Annotated in this window: 19 protein-coding genes, 3 tRNA genes and 3 rRNA genes; 15 read left to right on the top strand and 10 right to left on the bottom strand. The window is 53.1% G+C overall.

From position 1 onward, the window contains the following. The first annotated feature begins 2 nt into the window (after positions 1-2). Positions 3-1,289 (top strand): tRNA lysidine(34) synthetase TilS, encoded by a 1,287-nt coding sequence (tilS, locus tag O1722_RS18925; RefSeq protein ID WP_033486499.1) that lies wholly within the window; start codon positions 3-5, stop codon positions 1,287-1,289. A 26-nt stretch (positions 1,290-1,315) separates the two neighbouring features. Here the strand turns inward: tilS and rof are convergent, their stop codons facing one another. Together rof and O1722_RS18915 are read right to left on the bottom strand one after the other, a co-directional pair. Then, complete coding sequence (gene rof, locus O1722_RS18920) at positions 1,316-1,576, bottom strand: Rho-binding antiterminator (protein WP_003856148.1); 261 nt, start codon at positions 1,574-1,576, stop codon at positions 1,316-1,318. Next, a complete protein-coding gene (locus O1722_RS18915) occupies positions 1,563-1,763 on the bottom strand; it encodes a YaeP family protein (protein ID WP_003856146.1) in 201 nt (66 codons plus the stop codon). The genes rof and O1722_RS18915 overlap by 14 nt, the downstream gene beginning before the upstream one ends. Positions 1,764-1,958: 195 nt before the next feature. Between O1722_RS18915 and O1722_RS18910 the strand changes: the two genes are divergently transcribed. Genes O1722_RS18910 through nlpE form a run of 3 tightly spaced genes read left to right on the top strand, consistent with a single transcriptional unit; the run spans position 1,959 to position 3,655 of the window. Then, entirely contained in the window at positions 1,959-2,504 is a 546-nt protein-coding gene (locus tag O1722_RS18910) for a YaeQ family protein (protein ID WP_033486501.1), read from the top strand. After that, positions 2,501-2,917 (top strand): alternative ribosome rescue aminoacyl-tRNA hydrolase ArfB, encoded by a 417-nt coding sequence (gene arfB, locus O1722_RS18905; protein WP_006810027.1) that lies wholly within the window; start codon positions 2,501-2,503, stop codon positions 2,915-2,917. The genes O1722_RS18910 and arfB overlap by 4 nt, the downstream gene beginning before the upstream one ends. Positions 2,918-2,956: 39 nt before the next feature. Further along, positions 2,957-3,655 (top strand): envelope stress response activation lipoprotein NlpE, encoded by a 699-nt coding sequence (gene nlpE / locus O1722_RS18900; RefSeq protein WP_017383734.1) that lies wholly within the window; start codon positions 2,957-2,959, stop codon positions 3,653-3,655. Between the two features lie 45 nt (positions 3,656-3,700). Here the strand turns inward: nlpE and proS are convergent, their stop codons facing one another. The 6 genes from proS to metN form a co-directional block, all read right to left on the bottom strand. After that, complete coding sequence (proS, locus tag O1722_RS18895) at positions 3,701-5,419, bottom strand: proline--tRNA ligase (RefSeq protein ID WP_033486502.1); 1,719 nt, start codon at positions 5,417-5,419, stop codon at positions 3,701-3,703. 112 nt (positions 5,420-5,531) lie between these two features. After that, positions 5,532-6,239 carry a tRNA (N6-threonylcarbamoyladenosine(37)-N6)-methyltransferase TrmO gene (tsaA, locus tag O1722_RS18890; protein WP_015572734.1) on the bottom strand — a complete coding sequence of 236 codons (708 nt, stop codon included), beginning with the start codon at positions 6,237-6,239 and terminating at the stop codon, positions 5,532-5,534. Further along, positions 6,236-6,640, bottom strand: coding sequence for an Rcs stress response system protein RcsF (gene rcsF / locus O1722_RS18885; protein WP_015572735.1), 405 nt, complete (start codon positions 6,638-6,640; stop codon positions 6,236-6,238). Before rcsF ends, tsaA begins: the two co-directional genes overlap by 4 nt. A gap of 106 nt (positions 6,641-6,746) precedes the next feature. Beyond that, positions 6,747-7,562, bottom strand: coding sequence for a methionine ABC transporter substrate-binding lipoprotein MetQ (metQ, locus tag O1722_RS18880; protein ID WP_003856132.1), 816 nt, complete (start codon positions 7,560-7,562; stop codon positions 6,747-6,749). 40 nt (positions 7,563-7,602) lie between these two features. Continuing rightward, entirely contained in the window at positions 7,603-8,256 is a 654-nt protein-coding gene (locus tag O1722_RS18875; protein WP_003856130.1) for a methionine ABC transporter permease MetI, read from the bottom strand. Continuing rightward, positions 8,249-9,280, bottom strand: coding sequence for a methionine ABC transporter ATP-binding protein MetN (gene metN / locus O1722_RS18870; protein WP_006810022.1), 1,032 nt, complete (start codon positions 9,278-9,280; stop codon positions 8,249-8,251). Before metN ends, O1722_RS18875 begins: the two co-directional genes overlap by 8 nt. 188 nt (positions 9,281-9,468) lie before the next feature. Between metN and gmhB the strand changes: the two genes are divergently transcribed. The 8 genes from gmhB to dkgB all read left to right on the top strand — a co-directional run bounded on the left by gmhB (position 9,469) and on the right by dkgB (position 16,630). Then, positions 9,469-10,035 carry a D-glycero-beta-D-manno-heptose 1,7-bisphosphate 7-phosphatase gene (gene gmhB / locus O1722_RS18865; RefSeq protein ID WP_017694475.1) on the top strand — a complete coding sequence of 189 codons (567 nt, stop codon included), beginning with the start codon at positions 9,469-9,471 and terminating at the stop codon, positions 10,033-10,035. Positions 10,036-10,407: 372 nt separating this feature from the next. Beyond that, positions 10,408-11,949 (top strand): 16S ribosomal RNA (locus O1722_RS18860). A gap of 70 nt (positions 11,950-12,019) precedes the next feature. Beyond that, a tRNA-Ile gene (locus O1722_RS18855) sits at positions 12,020-12,096 on the top strand. A 105-nt stretch (positions 12,097-12,201) separates the two neighbouring features. Beyond that, positions 12,202-12,277, top strand: a tRNA-Ala gene (locus O1722_RS18850). Positions 12,278-12,447: 170 nt separating this feature from the next. Further along, positions 12,448-15,352: ribosomal RNA gene (locus tag O1722_RS18845) — 23S ribosomal RNA — on the top strand. A gap of 66 nt (positions 15,353-15,418) precedes the next feature. Continuing rightward, a 5S ribosomal RNA gene (rrf, locus tag O1722_RS18840) occupies positions 15,419-15,534 on the top strand. The 16S, 23S and 5S rRNA genes sit together here with 3 tRNA genes alongside, the layout of an rRNA operon. A 55-nt stretch (positions 15,535-15,589) precedes the next feature. Next, positions 15,590-15,666 (top strand) — tRNA-Asp (locus O1722_RS18835). A 160-nt stretch (positions 15,667-15,826) separates the two neighbouring features. Further along, complete coding sequence (gene dkgB / locus O1722_RS18830) at positions 15,827-16,630, top strand: 2,5-didehydrogluconate reductase DkgB (RefSeq protein ID WP_017694474.1); 804 nt, start codon at positions 15,827-15,829, stop codon at positions 16,628-16,630. A 30-nt stretch (positions 16,631-16,660) separates the two neighbouring features. On the opposite strand, the gene yafC is transcribed toward dkgB, so the two are convergent. Continuing rightward, complete coding sequence (gene yafC, locus O1722_RS18825; protein WP_033487745.1) at positions 16,661-17,566, bottom strand: DNA-binding transcriptional regulator YafC; 906 nt, start codon at positions 17,564-17,566, stop codon at positions 16,661-16,663. A 103-nt stretch (positions 17,567-17,669) separates the two neighbouring features. On the opposite strand from yafC, the gene O1722_RS18820 reads away from it, so the two are divergent. The 3 genes from O1722_RS18820 to O1722_RS18810 all read left to right on the top strand — a co-directional run bounded on the left by O1722_RS18820 (position 17,670) and on the right by O1722_RS18810 (position 20,634). Further along, complete coding sequence (locus tag O1722_RS18820) at positions 17,670-18,845, top strand: MFS transporter (RefSeq protein ID WP_017383719.1); 1,176 nt, start codon at positions 17,670-17,672, stop codon at positions 18,843-18,845. 137 nt (positions 18,846-18,982) lie between these two features. Further along, a complete protein-coding gene (locus O1722_RS18815) occupies positions 18,983-19,783 on the top strand; it encodes an endonuclease/exonuclease/phosphatase family protein (protein ID WP_026080641.1) in 801 nt (266 codons plus the stop codon). A 77-nt stretch (positions 19,784-19,860) separates the two neighbouring features. Further along, on the top strand, positions 19,861-20,634 hold the full coding sequence (locus O1722_RS18810) for a class I SAM-dependent methyltransferase (protein ID WP_015571390.1): 774 nt from the start codon (positions 19,861-19,863) through the stop codon (positions 20,632-20,634). Positions 20,635-20,686: 52 nt separating this feature from the next. Here O1722_RS18810 and mltD read toward each other — a convergent pair whose 3' ends face one another. Continuing rightward, entirely contained in the window at positions 20,687-22,051 is a 1,365-nt protein-coding gene (gene mltD / locus O1722_RS18805; RefSeq protein WP_032671409.1) for a murein transglycosylase D, read from the bottom strand. Positions 22,052-22,061: the final 10 nt, after the last annotated feature.

The raw sequence follows: 22,061 nt of genomic DNA, 5'->3' as shown, positions 1-22,061 counted from the left end.
CTATGACCTTACCTGCTATCGCGCACGCCGTTTCACCCTATCGCCAGCTGCTGGTGGGGTTCAGCGGTGGCCTGGATTCCACCGTTTTGCTGCACCGCCTTAAGCTCTGGCGCGACCGTGAGCCTGACGTCCAGCTGCGGGCGATGCATATCCATCACGGCTTAAGCCCCCATGCCGACGACTGGGTAGCGCACTGCGAAGCGGTGTGTTCAGGGTGGGCGATCCCGCTGATCGTTGAACGCGTCACGCTTGAGGATGAGGGGCTGGGTATTGAGGCGCAGGCGCGGAAAGCCCGCTACGCCGCGTTTTCCGGCGCATTACAGCAAGGGGAAGCGTTGGTCACCGCGCAGCATCTGGACGATCAGTGCGAGACGTTTTTACTGGCGCTCAAGCGGGGCAGCGGGCCTGCGGGTTTATCCGCCATGCCTGAGCGCGCTGATTTTGCTGAAACAGAGCTCATCCGCCCGCTACTGGGTGAGACGCGCGCATCACTGGAAGCCTGGGCGCAGCAGCATCATCTGTGCTGGATTGAAGACGAGAGCAATCAGGACGACAGTTACGACCGTAACTTCCTGCGCCTGCGCGTCTTACCGCTGCTGAGTGAGCGCTGGGCGCATTTTTCCGAAGCGGCGGCCAGAAGCGCCATGCTGTGTGCTGAACAGGAAAGCTTGCTGGATGAGTTGCTGAGCGGGGAGCTGGATACGCTGATTACCGCTGACGGTGCCCTGAACATTGCGCCGTTGATGGTGATGAGCCCCGTGCGTCGGGCTGCTCTGATTCGCCGCTGGCTGGCTTCCCAGCGTGCGGTTATGCCGTCCCGGGCGATGCTCAACCGTATCTGGGAGGAAGTTGCACAGGCGAGGGAAGATGCCGCCCCGTGTATACACCTGAATGGTTATGACGTCAGGCGCTATAAAGGGCAACTCTGGTGGGTAAAATCTGTGCCGTCGCTGGCTGACGTTGTGCTCGACTGGCCGTCGCCGGAAAAAGCATTAACGCTACCGATGAATGCCGGTGTCGTTGCGTTAAGCCATTCGGGCAATGTGCGTCTACCTGAGCCGGACGAGAACGTTACCATACGCTTCAGGGCCAGCGGCATGCTGCATATCGTCGGGCGTAACGGCGGGCGTAAGCTGAAGAAAATCTGGCAGGAACAGAACGTTCCGCCCTGGCGACGTGATACCACGCCGCTTCTGTTTTACGGCGACACGCTCATCGCGGCGGCAGGGGTTTTCATCACTGAAGAGGGATGGGCTGAAGCGGGAGTTAATTTTGAATGGAAAGCGTAACGGGCAGCCTGGCTGCCCGTTGGTTATCAGGATTCGCTCACCACAACGGTGCCGATTTCCGGATGGCTGAAACTGGCAATTTTGTCGAGGCGTAGCTCACGCGTTGCACCTGCATCTTCCACAACCAGGTATTCCACATTTTTACGGGAAACCAGATCGCTGGCCTTTGCCTTTAGCACTTCGCCATCTTTTAGCTCCAGCGTCAGTATTAAATGATGCTGGCAGGCGAGTTCGAGGTTGTCATAGTCATCACAATTGATGGGTTGATAGGTATCATTCATCGACATAATCGCTCACCAGTAAATTCGCCGCAGCATACGCTGCTTTTTCCCTGACCGATTCAGAAAGGCTCTCATCAGAGGCCACTTCATTTAGCACGTTCAATACACAGCCCAACGCATCCGGAATGTACCCCAGATCTCCGCTGGCGATCTCCGCATACCGTCTGCGAATCAACTCACAATAATTATTCACATCACCTCCTGCCAGCGTACTGACTTACTGTGAGATATCATTAAGCCTACGAAGTTAAACTCGGTTTAGCAAGGTGACTATACCATACTCATTTAAGCAATATCAGCGCCTTGATAAGAGGGAGCCACCACCTCGTAACAGCCTTTTGCCGCGGTTTTCGCTACAATGTATGCCTGATTCGAAAGGAGTTCTCTCATGGCGCTGAAAGCGACAATTTATAAAGCTGTGGTCAATGTGGCGGATCTTGACCGTAACCAGTTTCTGGATGCGTCATTGACGCTGGCGCGTCACCCTTCTGAAACCCAGGAGCGCATGATGCTGCGCCTGCTGGCGTGGATTAAGTATGCCGACGAGCGTCTGCAATTTACCCGTGGTTTAAGCGCGGAAGATGAACCGGAAGCCTGGCTGCGCAACGATCATCTGGGTATCGATTTATGGATTGAGCTTGGCCTGCCGGATGAACGCCGGATCAAAAAGGCCTGCACCCAGTCTGCTGAAGTGGCGTTGTTTGCCTACAACCAGAGAGCGGCGGAGATCTGGTGGCAACAAAATAAAAATAAATGTGCGCAGTTCAAAAATCTTACCGTCTGGTATCTGGATGATGAACAGCTGGCGCAGCTGAGTGCGTTCGCCAGCCGGACGATGGCGCTACAGGCGACGATTCAGGACGGCGCCATCTGGCTTTCCGGTTCTCAGAATAATCTGGAAATTCATCTCGCGGCCTGGCAGCCCGCATCATGATTGTATTGTCCCGAAACGTCAGCATCCCTGATAACGAGCTGGAGATCACCGCCATCCGGGCCCAGGGAGCAGGGGGACAGCACGTTAACAAGGCCTCAACGGCTATCCATTTGCGCTTTGACATTCGGGCCTCCAGCCTGCCAGAGTATTATAAAGAAAGCCTGCTTGCCGCCAGCCATCACCTGATCACCAGCGAGGGTGTGATGGTGATTAAAGCGCAGGAGTATCGCAGCCAGGAGCTTAACCGGGAAGCGGCAATAGCCCGGCTGGTCGCGGTCATTAAAGAGCTGACGGCTGTACAAAAAAGTCGCCGGGCAACACGTCCAACGCGGGCATCGAAAGAACGTCGGTTGTCATCGAAGGCGCAGAAATCCACTGTAAAATCACTGCGTGGCAAAGTCCGTCACCCATAATGTGACGAAAGGGATACCCTTTTTCATAAGGAAAGTATTGTGAAAAAAGCATTATTATCAGCGCTGGCCGTGACAAGCCTGTTCGCGCTTTTTGGCTGTAATAACCGTTCAGAAACGCAGGTACTACAGCCAACGCAAAATGAAGAATTAAAGCCGATGCAGCAAAGCTGGCGCGGCGTATTACCGTGTGCAGATTGCGAGGGCATCGAAACCTCTCTGTTCCTGCAAAAAGATGGCACCTGGGTCATGAACCAGCGTTACCAGGGGGCGAAAGAACCGTCTTCTTTTGCATCTTACGGAACATGGGCGCGTACGGCTGAGAAGCTGGTATTGACGGATACCACGGGCGATAAAACCTTCTTCCGCGCCAAAGGCGAGGGGATGGAGATGCTCGATCGCGAAGGCAATCCGATTGAATCCCAGTTCAACTACACGTTGGCCCCGGTGAAAGCGACCCTGCCAGCCACCCCAATGGCGATGCGAGGGATGTATTTCTACATGGCGGATGCGGCGATCTTCACTGACTGTGCAACCGGGAAGAAAGTCAGCGTGGCGAACAATGCCCAGCTGGAGCGAGACTATGCCGTCGCGCGCGGCAACGACAGTAAGCCAGTGTTGCTGACGGTTGAAGGGCACTTTACGCTGGAGCCAAACCCGGATAGCGGCGAGCTGGTGAAAACGCTGGTGGCAGATAAAGATGCGAAGTTTGCTGCGGGGAAAGACTGCGAAAGCAAATAAGATATAGCCATTAAAAAACCCCGCACTGGCGGGGTTTTTTGTTTCTTAACCTTTGATGGCTTTCACCAGGTAATCAAGAATATCTCCCGTCTTGATCATCTGTTTTTCGCCGTCGCGACGGTATTTGTATTCAATCTCGTCGCTGTCGAGGTTACGGTCGCCAATGACGATGGTGTGTGGAATACCGATCAGTTCCATGTCAGCAAACATCACGCCAGGACGCTCTTTACGGTCATCCATCAGCACGTCGATACCTTTCGCACTCAGCTCAGCGTAGAGTTTCTCAGCCAGCTCCTGCACGCGGTAAGACTTGTGCATGTTCATTGGCAGGATCGCCACCTGGAACGGCGCGATGTTATCCGGCCAGACGATTCCGCGTTCGTCATAGTTCTGCTCGATAGCGGCAGCAACAACGCGCGTTACGCCAATGCCGTAGCAGCCCATGGTCAGAACCTGGTTACGGCCATCTTCGCCCTGAACGGCAGCGTTCATTGCGCGCGAGTACTTATCGCCCAGCTGGAAGATGTGGCCTACTTCGATACCGCGTTTGATCATCAGGATACCCTTGCCGTCCGGGCTTGGATCGCCTGCGACCACGTTACGGATGTCAGCCACTTCCGGCGTCGCCACGTCACGATCCCAGTTGATGCCGAAGTAGTGTTTACCGTCGATGTTTGCGCCCGCAGCGAAGTCGCTCATCGCCGCAACGGTGCGGTCAATGACCACCGGAACAGGCATGTTCACCGGACCCAGAGAACCAGGACCTGCATTCACCACGGCGCGGATCTCCGCTTCCGTTGCGAAGGTCAGCGGGCTGGCAACCTGCGGCAGCTTCTCGGCTTTCACTTCGTTCAGCTCGTGATCGCCTCGTACCAGCAGGGCAACCAGTGGATAAGCGCTACCTTCAGCCGATTTCACCAGCAGGGTTTTCACGGTTTTTTCGATCGGCAGATTAAACTGCTCAACCAGCTCGGCGATAGTTTTCGCGTTTGGCGTATCAACCAGCGTCATCTCTTGCGTTGCCGCGCCGCGTGGTTCTTTCGGTGCCAGCGCTTCTGCAAATTCGATGTTCGCGGCGTAATCAGAGGAGTCAGAGAAGATCACATCGTCTTCGCCGCTCTGCGCCAGAACCTGGAATTCATGGGAGGCGCTACCGCCGATTGAACCGGTATCAGCCTGTACAGCACGGAAATCCAGCCCCATGCGGGAGAAGATTTTACTGTAGGCCGCGTACATTTTGTCGTAGGTCTCTTGCAGCGATTCCTGAGAAGTATGGAAAGAGTAAGCATCTTTCATCAGGAATTCACGAGAACGCATGACGCCAAAGCGTGGACGCACTTCGTCACGGAACTTGGTCTGGATCTGGAAGAAGTTCAGCGGCAGCTGTTTGTAAGAGCTCAGCTCATTACGGATCAGATCGGTGATCACTTCTTCATGCGTTGGGCCGAGGACGAATGGACGATCGCCACGATCGGCAATACGCAGCAGTTCAGGACCGTACTGCTCCCAGCGACCGCTCTCCTGCCACAGTTCAGAGGGCTGAACGACCGGCATTAACACCTCGATAGCACCGGCGTTGTTCATCTCTTCACGCACGATGTTTTCGACTTTTTTCAGGACGCGCACGCCGGTCGGCAGCCAGGTGTATAACCCGGAGGCCAGCTTGCGGATCATCCCGGCGCGCAGCATCAGCTGGTGGCTGATCACCTCGGCGTCGGCAGGTGTCTCCTTCAGAGTGGAGAGCAGATATTGGCTAGTACGCATGTTGTTACGGTTCCATTTCGACGATTGGAACAGGCTGAAACACCAGCCTGACACAAAAAAAGTGGTTTAGTTTACCAGTGTGGCAAAGATGCCAAAAGAGAGGAGAACAAAATTACCTGGGTTCCAGGGCAAACACTTCAAAACCCGCCGCAGTCACGCGCCAGCGCACGTTAAAGTCCAGCAGCCAGACGGCGTACGTATTCCCGGCTTCCTCTTCTTTGCGGTAGGCGGGACGGGGGTCCTGGGCCAGCACTTCAACGATAAAGTCACGCAGGCGAGGATAACGCTTTTCCAGCTCGCTGATTTGCGTCGTTATTTCAGACGTGAAGTGAACCGGCATATCTGCCTGCGGTGCGTCCTGAGCATAGCTTGCCCGGGCATCCGGCAGCGCTTCGGCGAAGGGCAGGTAAGGCTTAATATCTATGACCGGCGTGCCATCAACCAGGTCAAGGCTACCTAACTCCAGGATCACCTGATCTTTCTGACAACGTATGCCTTTCAGCTCGACCAGCGACATCCCGATGGGGTTGGGACGAAAGGTTGAGCGGGTGGCAAAGACACCCATTCTAGCATTTCCGCCCAGACGAGGCGGACGCACGGTAGGACGCCAGCCGCCTTCCATGGTCTGGTGAAATACAAAGACCACCCATAAATGGCTGAACGCCTCAAGCCCGCGCACTGCATCGGCCTGATTATACGGCGCGACAAGATGAAGCTCGCCGCCGCCGTTAATGACCAGACCCGGCTGACGTGGAACGGCGAACTTTTCTTTATAAGGGGAGCGGATAACGCCTATCTGCTCGAACTGAAATGAACTCATTTCGCCGTAATGTTAAGCGCAGAACCGATACATACCGCCTGGCGATAGCAACCAGGTGTGCCGCTGGTGACTTCGCAGCTGTGCAGCAGCACCGCGTTGGCTTTCATTTTCGACGCGTTGATTTGCATACGCTTGCGGGCTGTCGGAATATTGGGTGGGGAGTCCTGATTCGTTGCCTGGCAGGATTCGCCGCTCACTTCGCCCAGTTCACGGAATGGCTTACCGACCAGCTCGTCGGCTTTGGTAATAATACGTACCGGCGCAGCGCGAGGCGCTTTCGGTTTTGCTGGCTCCGCTTTTGGCGGGGTTGCAGTGCTTTGAACAGGTTCAACAGGAGATCTGCTTAGCATAGAACAGCCGCTCAGCATCAGTGCTAAAAAACAGATCGGTAAAGCACGCATAATAATTCCTCAGTGGATAATCAAAACGTCAGATATTGAAGCAGTTGACCGCACAAATGACAAGACGGGCAAATGCCCGTCTTGATGATATTACACTGCCGGGAGATTACCAGCCTTTAACCGCGCCGCCGTTAAACACCTTATTGGCTTCCTGGTACACTTCTTCAGACTGATATGCCTGTATGAATTTCTTCACATTCTCCGCGTCTTTGTTGTCTTCGCGAGTCACGATCAGGTTGACGTACGGGGAATCTTTATCTTCAACGAAGATGCCATCTTTCGCTGGGGTCAGGCCGATCTGGCTGGCGTAAGTGGTGTTGATCACGGCCAGGGCGATCTGCGCATCATCCAGAGAACGTGGCAGCTGTGGTGCTTCCAGCTCAACAATTTTCAGATTTTTCGGGTTTTCGGTTACGTCCAGAACGGTCGGTAACAGGCCAACGCCTTCTTTCAGTTTAATCAGGCCCACTTTCTGTAGCAGAAGCAGGGAACGGCCAAGGTTGGTTGGGTCGTTAGGGACGGCAACCTGTGAACCCGGCTGGAGTTCATCCAGAGATTTAATTTTCTTGGAGTAACCGGCAATCGGGTAAACGAAGGTGTTACCGACAGCAACCAGTTTGTAGCCGCGATCTTTGATCTGCTGATCCAGGTACGGTTTATGCTGGAAGGCGTTAGCGTCAATGTCGCCTTTGCTCAGCGCTTCGTTCGGCAGAACGTAATCGTTGAAGGTCACCAGTTCAACGTCCAGGCCATATTTCTCTTTAGCGATTTTCTGCGCGGCCTCAGCAACCTGCTGTTCTGCACCGACGATAACGCCTACTTTGATGTGGTTTGGATCTTTTTCGTCCTGACCGCAACCCACCAGTGCCAGCGAGCCAATCAGTGCGCCTACTGCTGCGAAGGTCTTAAATTTAAACGCCATGTTATATCCTTAACTCGTCGAGTTTGTGTTGTTTGTAACGTTATTTATGCGTAACAGCCCGGACGATACGATCGCCAGAGAATTGAATTAAGTAAACCAGCACAACCAGCAATACCAGAACGGTATTCATTACGGTAGCGTTATAGCCAATATAGCCGTACTGATATCCAATCTGGCCTAAACCGCCAGCACCTACGGCACCTCCCATTGCGGAATAACCGACCAGGGTGATAAGCGTGATGGTTGCTGCGTTCACCAGCCCAGGCAGCGCCTCTGGCAGCAGAACTTTGCGAACGATCTGCATTGGCGTCGCACCCATAGCGCGGGAAGCTTCGATCAGGCCGGTTGGGATTTCCAGCAGGGCGTTTTCCACCATACGGGCGATAAACGGTGCCGCGCCTACGGTCAGCGGGACAATAGCTGCCTGCAAACCAATCGACGTCCCGACGATCACGCGCGTAAACGGAATCATCCACACCAGCAGAATAATGAACGGAATAGACCGGAAAATGTTCACCAGCGCAGAGAGCGTGCGATACAGCTTCGCGTTTTCAATAATTTGACCCGGTCGCGTAACGTACAGCAGCACGCCGACCGGCAGCCCAATCACAAAACCAAAGAAGCCCGATACGAAGGTCATTGCCAGCGTTTCCCAAACGCCGCGAACCAGTAGCCACATCATCGGCTCAGACATAACCCAGTACCTCTACTTTTACGTGATGTTCTTGCAGCCAGGCAATTGCCGCCTGGGTTTCTTCCTGTGTGCCGTGCATTTCCGTCAGCATAATGCCGAACTTCACGCCACCGGCGTAGTCCATCTGCGCGCTAATAATGTTGTTATTCACGTTAAAGCGACGCGCGGTTTCGGACAGCAGCGGTGCGTCAACGGACTGGCCCGTGAACTCCATGCGCAGCATCGGGACGCTGTCAGGCGTTGCGTCTGTTTTTAAACGTTCCAGATAATCTTCCGGAATATCCAGATGCAGTGTGGACTGAATGAACTGCTGAGCCAGCGGCGTTTTCGGGTGCGAGAAGACTTCACTCACCGTGTCCTGCTCAATCAGCTCACCGTTGCTGATGACCGCCACGCAGTCGCAGATGCGTTTCACTACATCCATTTCATGCGTAATAAGGAGAATCGTCAGGCCCAGGCGACGGTTAATGTCTTTTAACAGTTCCAGAATAGAGCGCGTAGTGGCCGGGTCTAACGCGCTGGTGGCTTCATCGCACAGCAGCACCTTAGGATTGCTTGCCAGCGCGCGGGCAATGGCCACACGCTGTTTTTGCCCACCGGACAGATTTGCCGGGTAGCTATCATGCTTGTCGCCCAGACCAACAAGGTCGAGCAGTTCGGTGACGCGACGCGTAACTTCTTCTTTCGGCGTGTTATCCAGCTCAAGCGGCAGGGCAACGTTGCCGAACACGGTGCGGGATGCCAGCAGGTTAAAGTGCTGGAAAATCATGCCAATCTGGCGACGCGCTTTGGTGAGTTCTTTTTCTGAGAGAGCGGTAAGCTCCTGGCCGCCAACTTCTACGCTGCCCTGGGTTGGGCGCTCAAGCAGGTTAACACAACGGATCAGCGTACTTTTACCCGCACCCGATGCGCCAATGACGCCATAAATCTGACCAGCAGGCACATGCAGGCTGACGTTGTTCAGTGCCTGAATGGTTCGGTTCCCCTGCTGGAACACTTTGGTGATATTGGAAAGTTTAATCATTAGATTATTTTTATCGTAAGTAAGTTAGCCGTGGCATTTTCTTCTGCCAGATACGGGGAATGACCGTAAACAAAATGGATGTTAAGGCATCCAGACGTCTAAATCAATCCACCTCTGTGCGATGAGCACTTTATTGCGCTGCGATTCATGAGATACTAGCTGAACAAGACTTTTTCAGGAGCAAACCGGTGGCAAAATCTGTACCCGCAATTTTTCTCGATCGTGACGGCACTATTAATGTGGATCACGGTTACGTCCATGAGATTGATGAGTTCGAGTTTATCGAGGGCGTAATAGATGCCATGCGCCAGTTGAAAGAGATGGGCTATGCGCTGGTGGTGGTGACTAACCAGTCCGGTATCGCCCGGGGTAAATTCACCGAAGCGCAATTCGAGACGCTGACGGAATGGATGGACTGGTCTCTGGCCGATCGTGGCGTCGATCTTGATGGCATCTATTATTGTCCGCATCACCCGCAGGGAAGTGTAGAGGCGTATCGTCAGACCTGTGATTGCCGTAAGCCACACCCGGGCATGTTTATCTCTGCACAGGAATTCCTGCACATTGATATGGCCGCATCTTATATGGTGGGCGATAAACTGGAAGATATGCAGGCAGCAGCGGCGGCAGGTGTAGGTACCAAGGTATTAGTGCGTACCGGTAAACCGGTCACCACAGAAGCAGAAAATGCAGCCGACTGGGTGATAACTAGTCTGGCAGAACTGCCAAAAGAGATTAAAAAGCACCAAAAATAAGGCGTTTTGGCGAAAAGGTGAGCGGTTGAAATAAAAATGCATTTTTCCGCTTGTCATTCCTCGGCGGCTCCCTATAATGCGCCTCCATCGACACGGCGGATGTGAATCACTTCACAGATAACCCGGTCGGTTGAAGAGAAAAAATCCTGAAAATCAGGGTTGACTCTGAAAGAGGAAAGCGTAATATACGCCACCTCGCGACAGAGCGCTGAAGCGCGTCGCAACTGCTCTTTAACAATTTATCAGACAATCTGTGTGGGCACTCAAAGTGACATGGATTCTTAATGTCCTCGGACACTAAATGAATACCAAGTCTCAACGAGTGAACACGTAATTCATTACGAAGTTTAATTCATTGAGCATCAAACTTTTAAATTGAAGAGTTTGATCATGGCTCAGATTGAACGCTGGCGGCAGGCCTAACACATGCAAGTCGAACGGTAACAGGAAGCAGCTTGCTGCTTCGCTGACGAGTGGCGGACGGGTGAGTAATGTCTGGGAAACTGCCTGATGGAGGGGGATAACTACTGGAAACGGTAGCTAATACCGCATAACGTCGCAAGACCAAAGAGGGGGACCTTCGGGCCTCTTGCCATCGGATGTGCCCAGATGGGATTAGCTAGTAGGTGGGGTAACGGCTCACCTAGGCGACGATCCCTAGCTGGTCTGAGAGGATGACCAGCCACACTGGAACTGAGACACGGTCCAGACTCCTACGGGAGGCAGCAGTGGGGAATATTGCACAATGGGCGCAAGCCTGATGCAGCCATGCCGCGTGTATGAAGAAGGCCTTCGGGTTGTAAAGTACTTTCAGCGGGGAGGAAGGCGATAAGGTTAATAACCTTGTCGATTGACGTTACCCGCAGAAGAAGCACCGGCTAACTCCGTGCCAGCAGCCGCGGTAATACGGAGGGTGCAAGCGTTAATCGGAATTACTGGGCGTAAAGCGCACGCAGGCGGTCTGTCAAGTCGGATGTGAAATCCCCGGGCTCAACCTGGGAACTGCATTCGAAACTGGCAGGCTAGAGTCTTGTAGAGGGGGGTAGAATTCCAGGTGTAGCGGTGAAATGCGTAGAGATCTGGAGGAATACCGGTGGCGAAGGCGGCCCCCTGGACAAAGACTGACGCTCAGGTGCGAAAGCGTGGGGAGCAAACAGGATTAGATACCCTGGTAGTCCACGCCGTAAACGATGTCGACTTGGAGGTTGTGCCCTTGAGGCGTGGCTTCCGGAGCTAACGCGTTAAGTCGACCGCCTGGGGAGTACGGCCGCAAGGTTAAAACTCAAATGAATTGACGGGGGCCCGCACAAGCGGTGGAGCATGTGGTTTAATTCGATGCAACGCGAAGAACCTTACCTACTCTTGACATCCAGAGAACTTAGCAGAGATGCTTTGGTGCCTTCGGGAACTCTGAGACAGGTGCTGCATGGCTGTCGTCAGCTCGTGTTGTGAAATGTTGGGTTAAGTCCCGCAACGAGCGCAACCCTTATCCTTTGTTGCCAGCGGTCCGGCCGGGAACTCAAAGGAGACTGCCAGTGATAAACTGGAGGAAGGTGGGGATGACGTCAAGTCATCATGGCCCTTACGAGTAGGGCTACACACGTGCTACAATGGCGCATACAAAGAGAAGCGACCTCGCGAGAGCAAGCGGACCTCATAAAGTGCGTCGTAGTCCGGATTGGAGTCTGCAACTCGACTCCATGAAGTCGGAATCGCTAGTAATCGTGGATCAGAATGCCACGGTGAATACGTTCCCGGGCCTTGTACACACCGCCCGTCACACCATGGGAGTGGGTTGCAAAAGAAGTAGGTAGCTTAACCTTCGGGAGGGCGCTTACCACTTTGTGATTCATGACTGGGGTGAAGTCGTAACAAGGTAACCGTAGGGGAACCTGCGGTTGGATCACCTCCTTACCTTAAAGAACCTGCCTTTGTAGTGTCCACACAGATTGTCTGATGAAAAACAGCAGTAAAAAACCTCTACAGGCTTGTAGCTCAGGTGGTTAGAGCGCACCCCTGATAAGGGTGAGGTCGGTGGTTCAAGTCCACTCAGGCCTACCAAATTTTTGCTGATGCTGCGTTGCGGCGACACTCACATACATAAGTATGCTTCGTGTCACCACGCCTTGCCTCAACAAAAATTACCGGTACAGAGGTGACTACGATGGGGCTATAGCTCAGCTGGGAGAGCGCCTGCCTTGCACGCAGGAGGTCTGCGGTTCGATCCCGCATAGCTCCACCATCTTTTACTGCGAACACAAGAAAACTTCAGAGTGAACCTGAAAAGGTGCACTGCGAAGTTTTGCTCTTTAAAAATCTGGATCAAGCTGAAAATTGAAACGACACACAGCTCATGTGTGTTCGAGTCTCTCAAATTTTCGCAATCAGAAGTGAAACATCTTCGGGTTGTGAGGTTAAGCGACTAAGCGTACACGGTGGATGCCCTGGCAGTCAGAGGCGATGAAGGACGTGCTAATCTGCGAAAAGCGCCGGCGAGGTGATATGAACCCTTGACCCGGCGATGTCCGAATGGGGAAACCCAGTGCAATTCGTTGCACTATCGTTAACTGAATACATAGGTTAACGAGGCGAACCGGGGGAACTGAAACATCTAAGTACCCCGAGGAAAAGAAATCAACCGAGATTCCCCCAGTAGCGGCGAGCGAACGGGGAGCAGCCCGGAGTCTGAATCAGCTTGTGTGTTAGTGGAACGGTCTGGAAAGTCCGACGGTACAGGGTGATAGTCCCGTACACGAAAGCACACTTGCTGTGAACTCGAAGAGTAGGGCGGGACACGTGGTATCCTGTCTGAATATGGGGGGACCATCCTCCAAGGCTAAATACTCCTGACTGACCGATAGTGAACCAGTACCGTGAGGGAAAGGCGAAAAGAACCCCGGCGAGGGGAGTGAAAAAGAACCTGAAACCGTGTACGTACAAGCAGTGGGAGCCTCTTTATGGGGTGACTGCGTACCTTTTGTATAATGGGTCAGCGACTTATATTCTGTAGCAAGGTTAACCGTATAGGGGAGCCGAAGGGAAACCGAGTCTTAACTGGGCGTTAAGTTGCAGGGTATAGACCCGAAACCCGGTGATCTAGCCATGGGCAGGTTGAAGGTTGGGTAACACTAACTGGAGGACCGAACCGACTAATGTTGAAAAATTAGCGGATGACCTGTGGCTGGGGGTGAAAGGCCAATCAAACCGGGAGATAGCTGGTTCTCCCCGAAAGCTATTTAGGTAGCGCCTCGTGAACTCATCTTCGGGGGTAGAGCACTGTTTCGGCTAGGGGGCCATCCCGGCTTACCAACCCGATGCAAACTACGAATACCGAAGAATGTTATCACGGGAGACACACGGCGGGTGCTAACGTCCGTCGTGAAGAGGGAAACAACCCAGACCGCCAGCTAAGGTCCCAAAGTCATGGTTAAGTGGGAAACGATGTGGGAAGGCACAGACAGCCAGGATGTTGGCTTAGAAGCAGCCATCATTTAAAGAAAGCGTAATAGCTCACTGGTCGAGTCGGCCTGCGCGGAAGATGTAACGGGGCTAAACCATGCACCGAAGCTGCGGCAGCGACACTATGTGTTGTTGGGTAGGGGAGCGTTCTGTAAGCCGTTGAAGGTGTGCTGTGAGGCATGCTGGAGGTATCAGAAGTGCGAATGCTGACATAAGTAACGATAAAGCGGGTGAAAAGCCCGCTCGCCGGAAGACCAAGGGTTCCTGTCCAACGTTAATCGGGGCAGGGTGAGTCGACCCCTAAGGCGAGGCCGAAAGGCGTAGTCGATGGGAAACAGGTTAATATTCCTGTACTTGGTGTTACTGCGAAGGGGGGACGGAGAAGGCTATGTCAGCCGGGCGACGGTTGTCCCGGTTTAAGCATGTAGGCGGAGGTTCCAGGTAAATCCGGTACCTTATTAACGCTGAGGTGTGATGACGAGGCACTACGGTGCTGAAGTGATAAATGCCCTGCTTCCAGGAAAAGCCTCTAAGCATCAGGTAACACGAAATCGTACCCCAAACCGACACAGGTGGTCAGGTAGAGAATACCAAGGCGCTTGAGAGAACTCGGGTGAAGGAACTAGGCAAAATGGTGCCGTAACTTCGGGAGAAGGCACGCTGATGTGTAGGTGAAGCCCCTGCGGGCGGAGCTGAAATCAGTCGAAGATACCAGCTGGCTGCAACTGTTTATTAAAAACACAGCACTGTGCAAACACGAAAGTGGACGTATACGGTGTGACGCCTGCCCGGTGCCGGAAGGTTAATTGATGGGGTTAGCGGCAACGCGAAGCTCTTGATCGAAGCCCCGGTAAACGGCGGCCGTAACTATAACGGTCCTAAGGTAGCGAAATTCCTTGTCGGGTAAGTTCCGACCTGCACGAATGGCGTAATGATGGCCAGGCTGTCTCCACCCGAGACTCAGTGAAATTGAACTCGCTGTGAAGATGCAGTGTACCCGCGGCAAGACGGAAAGACCCCGTGAACCTTTACTATAGCTTGACACTGAACACTGGTCCTTGATGTGTAGGATAGGTGGGAGGCTTTGAAGCGTGGACGCCAGTCTGCGTGGAGCCAACCTTGAAATACCACCCTTTAATGGCTGGTGTTCTAACGTAGACCCGTAATCCGGGTTGCGGACAGTGTCTGGTGGGTAGTTTGACTGGGGCGGTCTCCTCCCAAAGAGTAACGGAGGAGCACGAAGGTTGGCTAATCCTGGTCGGACATCAGGAGGTTAGTGCAATGGCATAAGCCAGCTTGACTGCGAGCGTGACGGCGCGAGCAGGTGCGAAAGCAGGTCATAGTGATCCGGTGGTTCTGAATGGAAGGGCCATCGCTCAACGGATAAAAGGTACTCCGGGGATAACAGGCTGATACCGCCCAAGAGTTCATATCGACGGCGGTGTTTGGCACCTCGATGTCGGCTCATCACATCCTGGGGCTGAAGTAGGTCCCAAGGGTATGGCTGTTCGCCATTTAAAGTGGTACGCGAGCTGGGTTTAGAACGTCGTGAGACAGTTCGGTCCCTATCTGCCGTGGGCGCTGGAGAATTGAGGGGGGCTGCTCCTAGTACGAGAGGACCGGAGTGGACGCATCACTGGTGTTCGGGTTGTCATGCCAATGGCACTGCCCGGTAGCTAAATGCGGAAGAGATAAGTGCTGAAAGCATCTAAGCACGAAACTTGCCCCGAGATGAGTTCTCCCTGAGACTTTAAGTCTCCTGAAGGAACGTTGAAGACGACGACGTTGATAGGTCGGGTGTGTAAGCGCAGCGATGCGTTGAGCTAACCGATACTAATGAACCGTGAGGCTTAACCTTACAACGCCGAAGGTGTTTCGGCGAAGAGACGAAATTTTCAGCCTGATACAGATTAAACAGAATTTGCCTGGCGGCTTTAGCGCGGTGGTCCCACCTGACCCCATGCCGAACTCAGAAGTGAAACGCCGTAGCGCCGATGGTAGTGTGGGGTCTCCCCATGTGAGAGTAGGGAACTGCCAGGCATCAAATTAAGTAGTAAGCCGGTGCATTAATCCGGTGGTTACAGAAGTATTCGGTGGAGCGGTAGTTCAGTCGGTTAGAATACCTGCCTGTCACGCAGGGGGTCGCGGGTTCGAGTCCCGTCCGTTCCGCCACTTATTAAAAGCCCTGAGCTAACGCTCAGGGCTTTTTTCTTATCTGTCGTTTGATTGTTGCGAAATTAACAAAAATCCTCTGCGTTTCACGATCTTTTTCGTCATAACAACTACAGCGATAATTCTCCTCAGTTTATGAACATAACGATTGAGGAATCATATGACTATCCCTGCACTGGGTCTGGGCACTTTCCGCCTGAAAGACGATGTTGTTATTGCATCTGTTAAAACCGCACTCGAGTTGGGCTATCGTGCTATTGATACGGCGCAGATTTATGATAACGAAGCTGCCGTAGGCCAGGCCATCGAAGAGAGTGGCGTACCGCGCGACGAACTTTTCATCACCACTAAAATCTGGATTGAGAATCTCGGCCAAGACAAGCTGATCCCAAGCCTGAAGGAAAGTCTGAAAAAGCTGCGTACTGACTATGTTGATCTTACGCTGATCCACTGGCCATCACCTGACGATGCCGTCTCTGTGGAGGAGTTCATGCAGGTGCTGCTGGAAGCGAAAGAGCAGGGCTTAACGCGTGAAATTGGCATCTCTAACTTCACCATCCCGTTGATGGAAAGGGCGATTGCCGCAGTGGGTAAAGAGAATATTGCCACCAACCAGGTTGAACTCTCTCCTTACCTGCAAAACCGCAAAGTCGTGGACTGGGCGAAACAGCATGGTATTCACATCACCTCGTACATGACGCTGGCATATGGTAAGGCGCTGAAAGATGAAGTGATTGCACGCATCGCTGAAAAACACAATGCGACAGCCGCACAGGTGATCCTGGCATGGGCGATGGGTGAGGGCTATGCCGTGATCCCGTCTTCAACCAAACGTGAAAACCTGGCAAGTAACCTGTTAGCGCGGGATCTCCAGCTTGATGATGAAGATAAAAACGCGATCGCTGCACTGGAATGCAACGATCGTCTGGTCAGCCCGGAAGGGTTAGCACCAGACTGGGATTAATAAAAGCCCTTCCTCTGTACCCTTAAACCCTCACACAGCTCCTCCGGGAGCTGTTTTTATATGTTCGCTAAGGAAGTCGATAAAAGCGCGTATGCGCGTACTTACCGCTCTGTCACTGTAATACACTGCGCTAAAAGGCATCTCTACAGGTAAGTGTTTGTCAGCCATCAGTTCTACAAGCTGACCCGCAGCTATTTCCTTATCGATCATATAGTCTGATAAACAGGCGATCCCATTTCCTTCAAGACAAAGCTGTTTCAGCGTTTCTCCGCTATTAGACGAAAGTCCGCAAGTGATCTCATGAAGTTGTCCGTCATGACAGGCCACGGGCCAGGTGTTCAGCGAGACAGGTTCCGTAAAGCCCAGGCACAGGTGCTGCTTCAGCTCCTCAACGGTCTCCGGTTTGCCATGCTCTGCAATATATTGCGGTGACGCGATAATTTTGCGGTAGCTGGTGAACAGAGGGCGAGCGCGTAAACTTGAATCCGTCAGGGTTCCCGCGCGGATCGCCACATCAACTTTACGCTCAATCAGGTTAATAAACGTCTCTGAAGAGACCAGGGACAGAGTCATCTCCGGATAACGTTCCCGGAATGGCTTGATTAACGGCATCAGAAAATGAAGCACGACCGGCGTCGCCGCATCAATGCGTAGCAATCCACGCGGAGTGCTACGCGACTCCATTATTTCCGTCTCAGCTGCCGCCATCTCCTGCAAAACGGATTGTACGCGGCGAAAATAACGTTCACCTTCTTCCGTCAGGCTGAGCTGCCGCGTTGTTCTGTTGAGCAGACTTACCCCGAGCTTCATCTCCAGCTTTTTCACCGAGCGGCTGATGGCGGAGTTCGCCTGCCCGAGCTGTTCGGCCGCACGGCTGAAGCTGCCGCTTTCAACAACGGCAACAAAGATAGTCAGTTCTTCCGATGTGGCTTTCATTATTGCATCATCCGCAAAATTCTATTGAGATTCTAACCATTTTTGTTATTTAAACACTGGCGCATACTGCCTGTCATCTTAATCCTGAAGAGACGGAGTATTTATGCCACTGGCGCTTCTTGCCCTGACGATCAGTGCCTTCGCAATTGGCACGACCGAATTTGTTATTGTAGGACTTGTTCCCACTATTGCTGAACAACTCGCCATTTCGCTGCCTTCTGCCGGGCTGCTGGTATCTATTTACGCGTTAGGCGTCGCTGTTGGGGCGCCTGTGCTGACCGCACTGACTGGACGCTTTCCACGTAAACAACTGTTAGTTGCCCTGATGGTGCTCTTCACCGCCGGCAATATTCTGGCGTGGCAGGCTCCGGACTACACCACTCTGGTCATTGCCCGTTTGCTGACTGGCCTCGCACACGGTGTCTTCTTCTCCATCGGCTCCACGATTGCAACCAGCCTGGTGCCAAAAGAGAAAGCGGCGTCAGCCATTGCGATTATGTTTGGCGGCTTAACCGTCGCGCTGGTCACCGGCGTACCGTTAGGAACGTTTATTGGGCAACATTTTGGCTGGCGAGAAACCTTCCTCGCGGTATCGCTGTTGGGCGTGATTGCTCTGGTAGCCAGCCTGCTGCTGGTGCCCTCCAGTATTCCGGGGCGCGCGAGCGCCAGCCTGAGCGATCAGGTTAAGGTTCTGACACACCCGCGCCTGCTGCTGATCTATGCCGTTACGGCTCTGGGTTATGGAGGTGTGTTCACTGCGTTCACTTTCCTTGCACCGATGATGCAGGAGCTGGCTGGTTTTTCTCCGGGCGCAGTGAGCTGGATTTTACTGGGCTACGGTATCTCCGTTGCAATCGGCAATATCTGGGGCGGCAAGCTTGCGGATAAGCATGGTGCGGTACCGGCGCTAAAATTTATCTTCGCCGCGCTGGTTGTCCTGCTGATGATTTTCCAGTTCACCGCGTCGATACAATACGCAGCGCTGGTAACTGTGTTGGTTATGGGAATATTCGCGTTTGGTAACGTACCGGGATTGCAGGTCTATGTTGTACAGAAAGCCGAACGCTATACGCCCAATGCGGTGGATGTCGCATCCGGCCTGAATATCGCCGCATTCAATATCGGTATCGCACTCGGATCGGTTATCGGCGGGCAGACGGTTGAACACGTTGGATTAACCCAAACGCCATGGATTGGTGCGGTAATTGTGCTTGTCGCTTTCCTGCTTATTGGTCTGAGTGGACGGCTTGATAAACCCGCTCGTATCGCGCTTGGATAAGTATCAGTAAGTGCTTGCTTACAAAACTGGAAAGCGGTTTCTCAGTAATTGCGTTGAAAGTGTGACCTAAAATCCCTATAACATTAGAACCAGTCCGTTTTCCGGGCTGGTTCATGTTACAGAGGTCGTTTCCAAAAGTGCGAAAAAATACCTATGCCATGCGTTATGTTGCCGGAATGCCCGCGGAGAGGATCTTGCCTCCGGGGTCGTTTGCGAGCCTGGGTCAGGCATTACCAGCGGGCACGCCATTAAGCAGTGACGAAAAAATTCGCGTACTGGTGTGGAACATCTTTAAACAACAGCGTGCGGAGTGGTTATCCGTACTTAAAAATTTTGGTAAAGATGCGCATCTGGTTCTGTTACAGGAGGCGCAAACCACGCCTGAGCTGGTCAGGTTTGCAACGACAAACTATCTTGCAGCCGATCAGGTGCCTGCCTTTGTTCTGCCACAGCATCCTTCTGGGGTGATGACCCTTTCAGCCGCACATCCGGTCTATTGCTGCCCGCTGCGTGAACGTGAGCCAATCCTGCGTCTGGCAAAATCGGCGCTGGTCACGGTCTATCCGTTGCCCGACACCCGTCTGCTGATGGTGGTAAACATTCATGCGGTGAACTTCAGCCTGGGTGTTGATGTGTACAGTAAGCAGTTACTACCCATTGGCGATCAGATTGCTCATCACAGTGGGCCGATCATTATGGCCGGGGACTTCAATGCCTGGAGCCGTCCACGTATGAACGCGTTGTACCGCTTCGCGCGTGAAATGTCGCTGCGTGAAGTTCGTTTTAACGATGACCAGCGCAAGAAAGCGTTTGGTCGTCCTCTCGATTTTGTCTTCTATCGGGGTTTAAGCGTGCACGACGCCTCCGTTCTGGTGACGCGCGCCTCCGATCATAATCCTCTACTAGTTGAATTCAGTCCCGGCAAACCTGATAAATAATGGTGCGTCAGGTCTGCCGTGGGGCAGGCCTGTGCGGGTGCTGCCCTTTATTTTTTAACCCATAAAAGGACAGCAACATGACAACAACACACTCCCATCATGACAACGTCGAAAAACAGTTTGGTTCTCAGGCAAGTGCCTACCTGAGCAGCGCCGTGCACGCCTCTGGCCGCGATCTGGTACGTCTCGGCGAACGGCTCGCCGCGTTTCCTGACGCGCACGTGCTGGACTTAGGCTGCGGGGCGGGGCACGCCAGTTTTACCGCCGCACAGCAGGTTGCTCAGGTGACGGCATATGACTTATCGAGCCAGATGCTGGATGTGGTTGCTGAAGCGGCGAAAGCGAAAGGGCTGAATAACGTCACGACGCGCCAGGGCTACGCTGAATCTTTACCCTTTGAGGATGCGTCGTTTGAGGTTGTGATTAGCCGTTACTCTGCACACCACTGGCATGATGTGGGGCAGGCATTACGGGAAGTGAAACGCGTGCTCAAACCGGGCGGAATCTTCATCATCATGGACGTGATGTCTCCCGGACATCCAGTACGAAATATCTGGCTCCAGACGGTTGAAGCGCTGCGTGATACCTCGCACGTGCAAAACTACTCCAGTGGAGAGTGGCTTACGTTTATCACCGAAGCCGGCTTGATTTCACGCTCATTGATAACCGACCGTTTGCCGCTGGAGTTCACATCATGGATTGCACGGATGCGCACACCCGAGGCATTGACTCAGGCGATCCGATTGTATCAGGAGAGCGCCTCTGCTGACGTGAAGGCGTACTTTGAACTGCATGATGATGGTTCGTTTACCAGCGACACCATTATGGCTGAAGCGCAAAAAGCGGGATAAATAAAAAAGGCACCGAGGGGAATCGGTGCCTTTTTAACAAGCGATCGTACTATCAGGAATCTGGCGTAGCGCTGTTTTTCACAAACAACGTCAGCTGGTCGCCAGGTTGCAGGTTGTCAGTATCGTTGTTCCAGCGCATCACATCTTTGATGTTTACGCCGTGACGCTTAGCAATACTGGACAGCGAGTCGCCTTTACGTACGCGATAGGTAATGCTATCGCTGTTCTTAGCGAGACGCTGTGCGCTGCTACCTGCACCTACGGTCAGCGTTTGACCCACTTTCAGACCAGATCCGCGCAGATTATTCCACTGCTGGAGATCTTTCGCATTCACGCCAAGACGTGATGCAATACCTGAAAGCGTATCACCTGAACGCACCTTATAGCTGCGGCTGCTTACAGGCGACGTATCAGCGATCAGCGTGGACTGAACGGCTGCAATTTCACCCGAAGCTAAAGACTCTCGTAACTGTTCCGCATGTTTCTGCGGAACCATCACATAGCCAGGGCCACTAGCGCCCAGCGTGGAGCCTTTAACACCTGCATTAAAGGTTTTAAGCTTACTTACCGACATACCCGTCATATCGGCAACCTGTTGAATATCAACCGGGCTGCTGAGGCGGACACGCGCCAGTGCACGACTTTCGTCTGGTGTTGGCAGTTGTACACCGTAACGTTTGCTGTTCTTGAGAATATCGCCCAGTGCCAGCATTTTCGGTACGTAAATCTTTGTTTCCTGTGGCAGTGAGAGCGACCAGAAGTCTGTGGATTTTCCACGCGCTTTATTCGCTTTCATTGCCTTCAGTACACGACCTTCACCACTGTTATACGCCGCGACGGTCAATAACCAGTCGCCGTCAAACATCTTGTTCAGACGTTGCATCATGTCGAGAGCGGCTGTCGTTGAAGCGACAACATCACGACGCGCATCGTAGTTGCGGGTCTGCTTTAAACCATAATTTCGCCCTGTGCTCGGAATGATCTGCCAGATGCCTGCTGCATTGGCGCCAGACGTCGCGTGCGGGTCAAAAGCGCTCTCCACTATGGGTAGTAGTACCAGTTCCATAGGCATGTTACGTTTCTTAACTTGCCCGGCTATCCAGTACATATACGGCTCTGCCCGTAATGTTACATCGTGGAGATAGCTCTTATTTCTCAAATACTTCTGTTTCTGTTCGCGAATCCGGCTGTTTTCCGGAATTCCCATCTTTAGCTCGTCGCCAATAGAGGCCCACAAGTCTTGTTCCTGCGCGAAGGATGTCCCATCGTCCAACCATCGCGCCTGACTCGTAAACTTCCCTGCTTCCCCTTGACCAGCCGCAGAAAGGCTCTGTGCGTGCTGTTGTACGTTGCTGCCGTTTTGTGACTGGCAACCTACAAGCAGGACAGAGGCGAGTAATATCGCTTTTGCCTTCATGTGTGTGTCA

The organism is Enterobacter cloacae complex sp. HYC003_NIDB (genome assembly GCF_056673375.1).
Note: the sequence above shows the minus strand (reverse complement) of the source record. Positions and strands in the feature narration are given on the sequence as shown.

What these genes read in the sequence shown, in the direction of transcription:
- tilS (WP_033486499.1), top strand. Translation starts at nt 3, where the DNA reads ATGACCTTACCTGCTATCGCGCACGCCGTTTCACCCTATCGCCAGCTG.
- rof (WP_003856148.1), bottom strand. Translation starts at nt 1,576, where the DNA reads ATGTCGATGAATGATACCTATCAACCCATCAATTGTGATGACTATGAC.
- O1722_RS18910 (WP_033486501.1), top strand. Translation starts at nt 1,959, where the DNA reads ATGGCGCTGAAAGCGACAATTTATAAAGCTGTGGTCAATGTGGCGGAT.
- arfB (WP_006810027.1), top strand. Translation starts at nt 2,501, where the DNA reads ATGATTGTATTGTCCCGAAACGTCAGCATCCCTGATAACGAGCTGGAG.
- proS (WP_033486502.1), bottom strand. Translation starts at nt 5,419, where the DNA reads ATGCGTACTAGCCAATATCTGCTCTCCACTCTGAAGGAGACACCTGCC.
- tsaA (WP_015572734.1), bottom strand. Translation starts at nt 6,239, where the DNA reads ATGAGTTCATTTCAGTTCGAGCAGATAGGCGTTATCCGCTCCCCTTAT.
- rcsF (WP_015572735.1), bottom strand. Translation starts at nt 6,640, where the DNA reads ATGCGTGCTTTACCGATCTGTTTTTTAGCACTGATGCTGAGCGGCTGT.
- metQ (WP_003856132.1), bottom strand. Translation starts at nt 7,562, where the DNA reads ATGGCGTTTAAATTTAAGACCTTCGCAGCAGTAGGCGCACTGATTGGC.
- O1722_RS18875 (WP_003856130.1), bottom strand. Translation starts at nt 8,256, where the DNA reads ATGTCTGAGCCGATGATGTGGCTACTGGTTCGCGGCGTTTGGGAAACG.
- metN (WP_006810022.1), bottom strand. Translation starts at nt 9,280, where the DNA reads ATGATTAAACTTTCCAATATCACCAAAGTGTTCCAGCAGGGGAACCGA.
- dkgB (WP_017694474.1), top strand. Translation starts at nt 15,827, where the DNA reads ATGACTATCCCTGCACTGGGTCTGGGCACTTTCCGCCTGAAAGACGAT.
- yafC (WP_033487745.1), bottom strand. Translation starts at nt 17,566, where the DNA reads ATGAAAGCCACATCGGAAGAACTGACTATCTTTGTTGCCGTTGTTGAA.
- O1722_RS18820 (WP_017383719.1), top strand. Translation starts at nt 17,670, where the DNA reads ATGCCACTGGCGCTTCTTGCCCTGACGATCAGTGCCTTCGCAATTGGC.
- O1722_RS18810 (WP_015571390.1), top strand. Translation starts at nt 19,861, where the DNA reads ATGACAACAACACACTCCCATCATGACAACGTCGAAAAACAGTTTGGT.
- mltD (WP_032671409.1), bottom strand. Translation starts at nt 22,051, where the DNA reads ATGAAGGCAAAAGCGATATTACTCGCCTCTGTCCTGCTTGTAGGTTGC.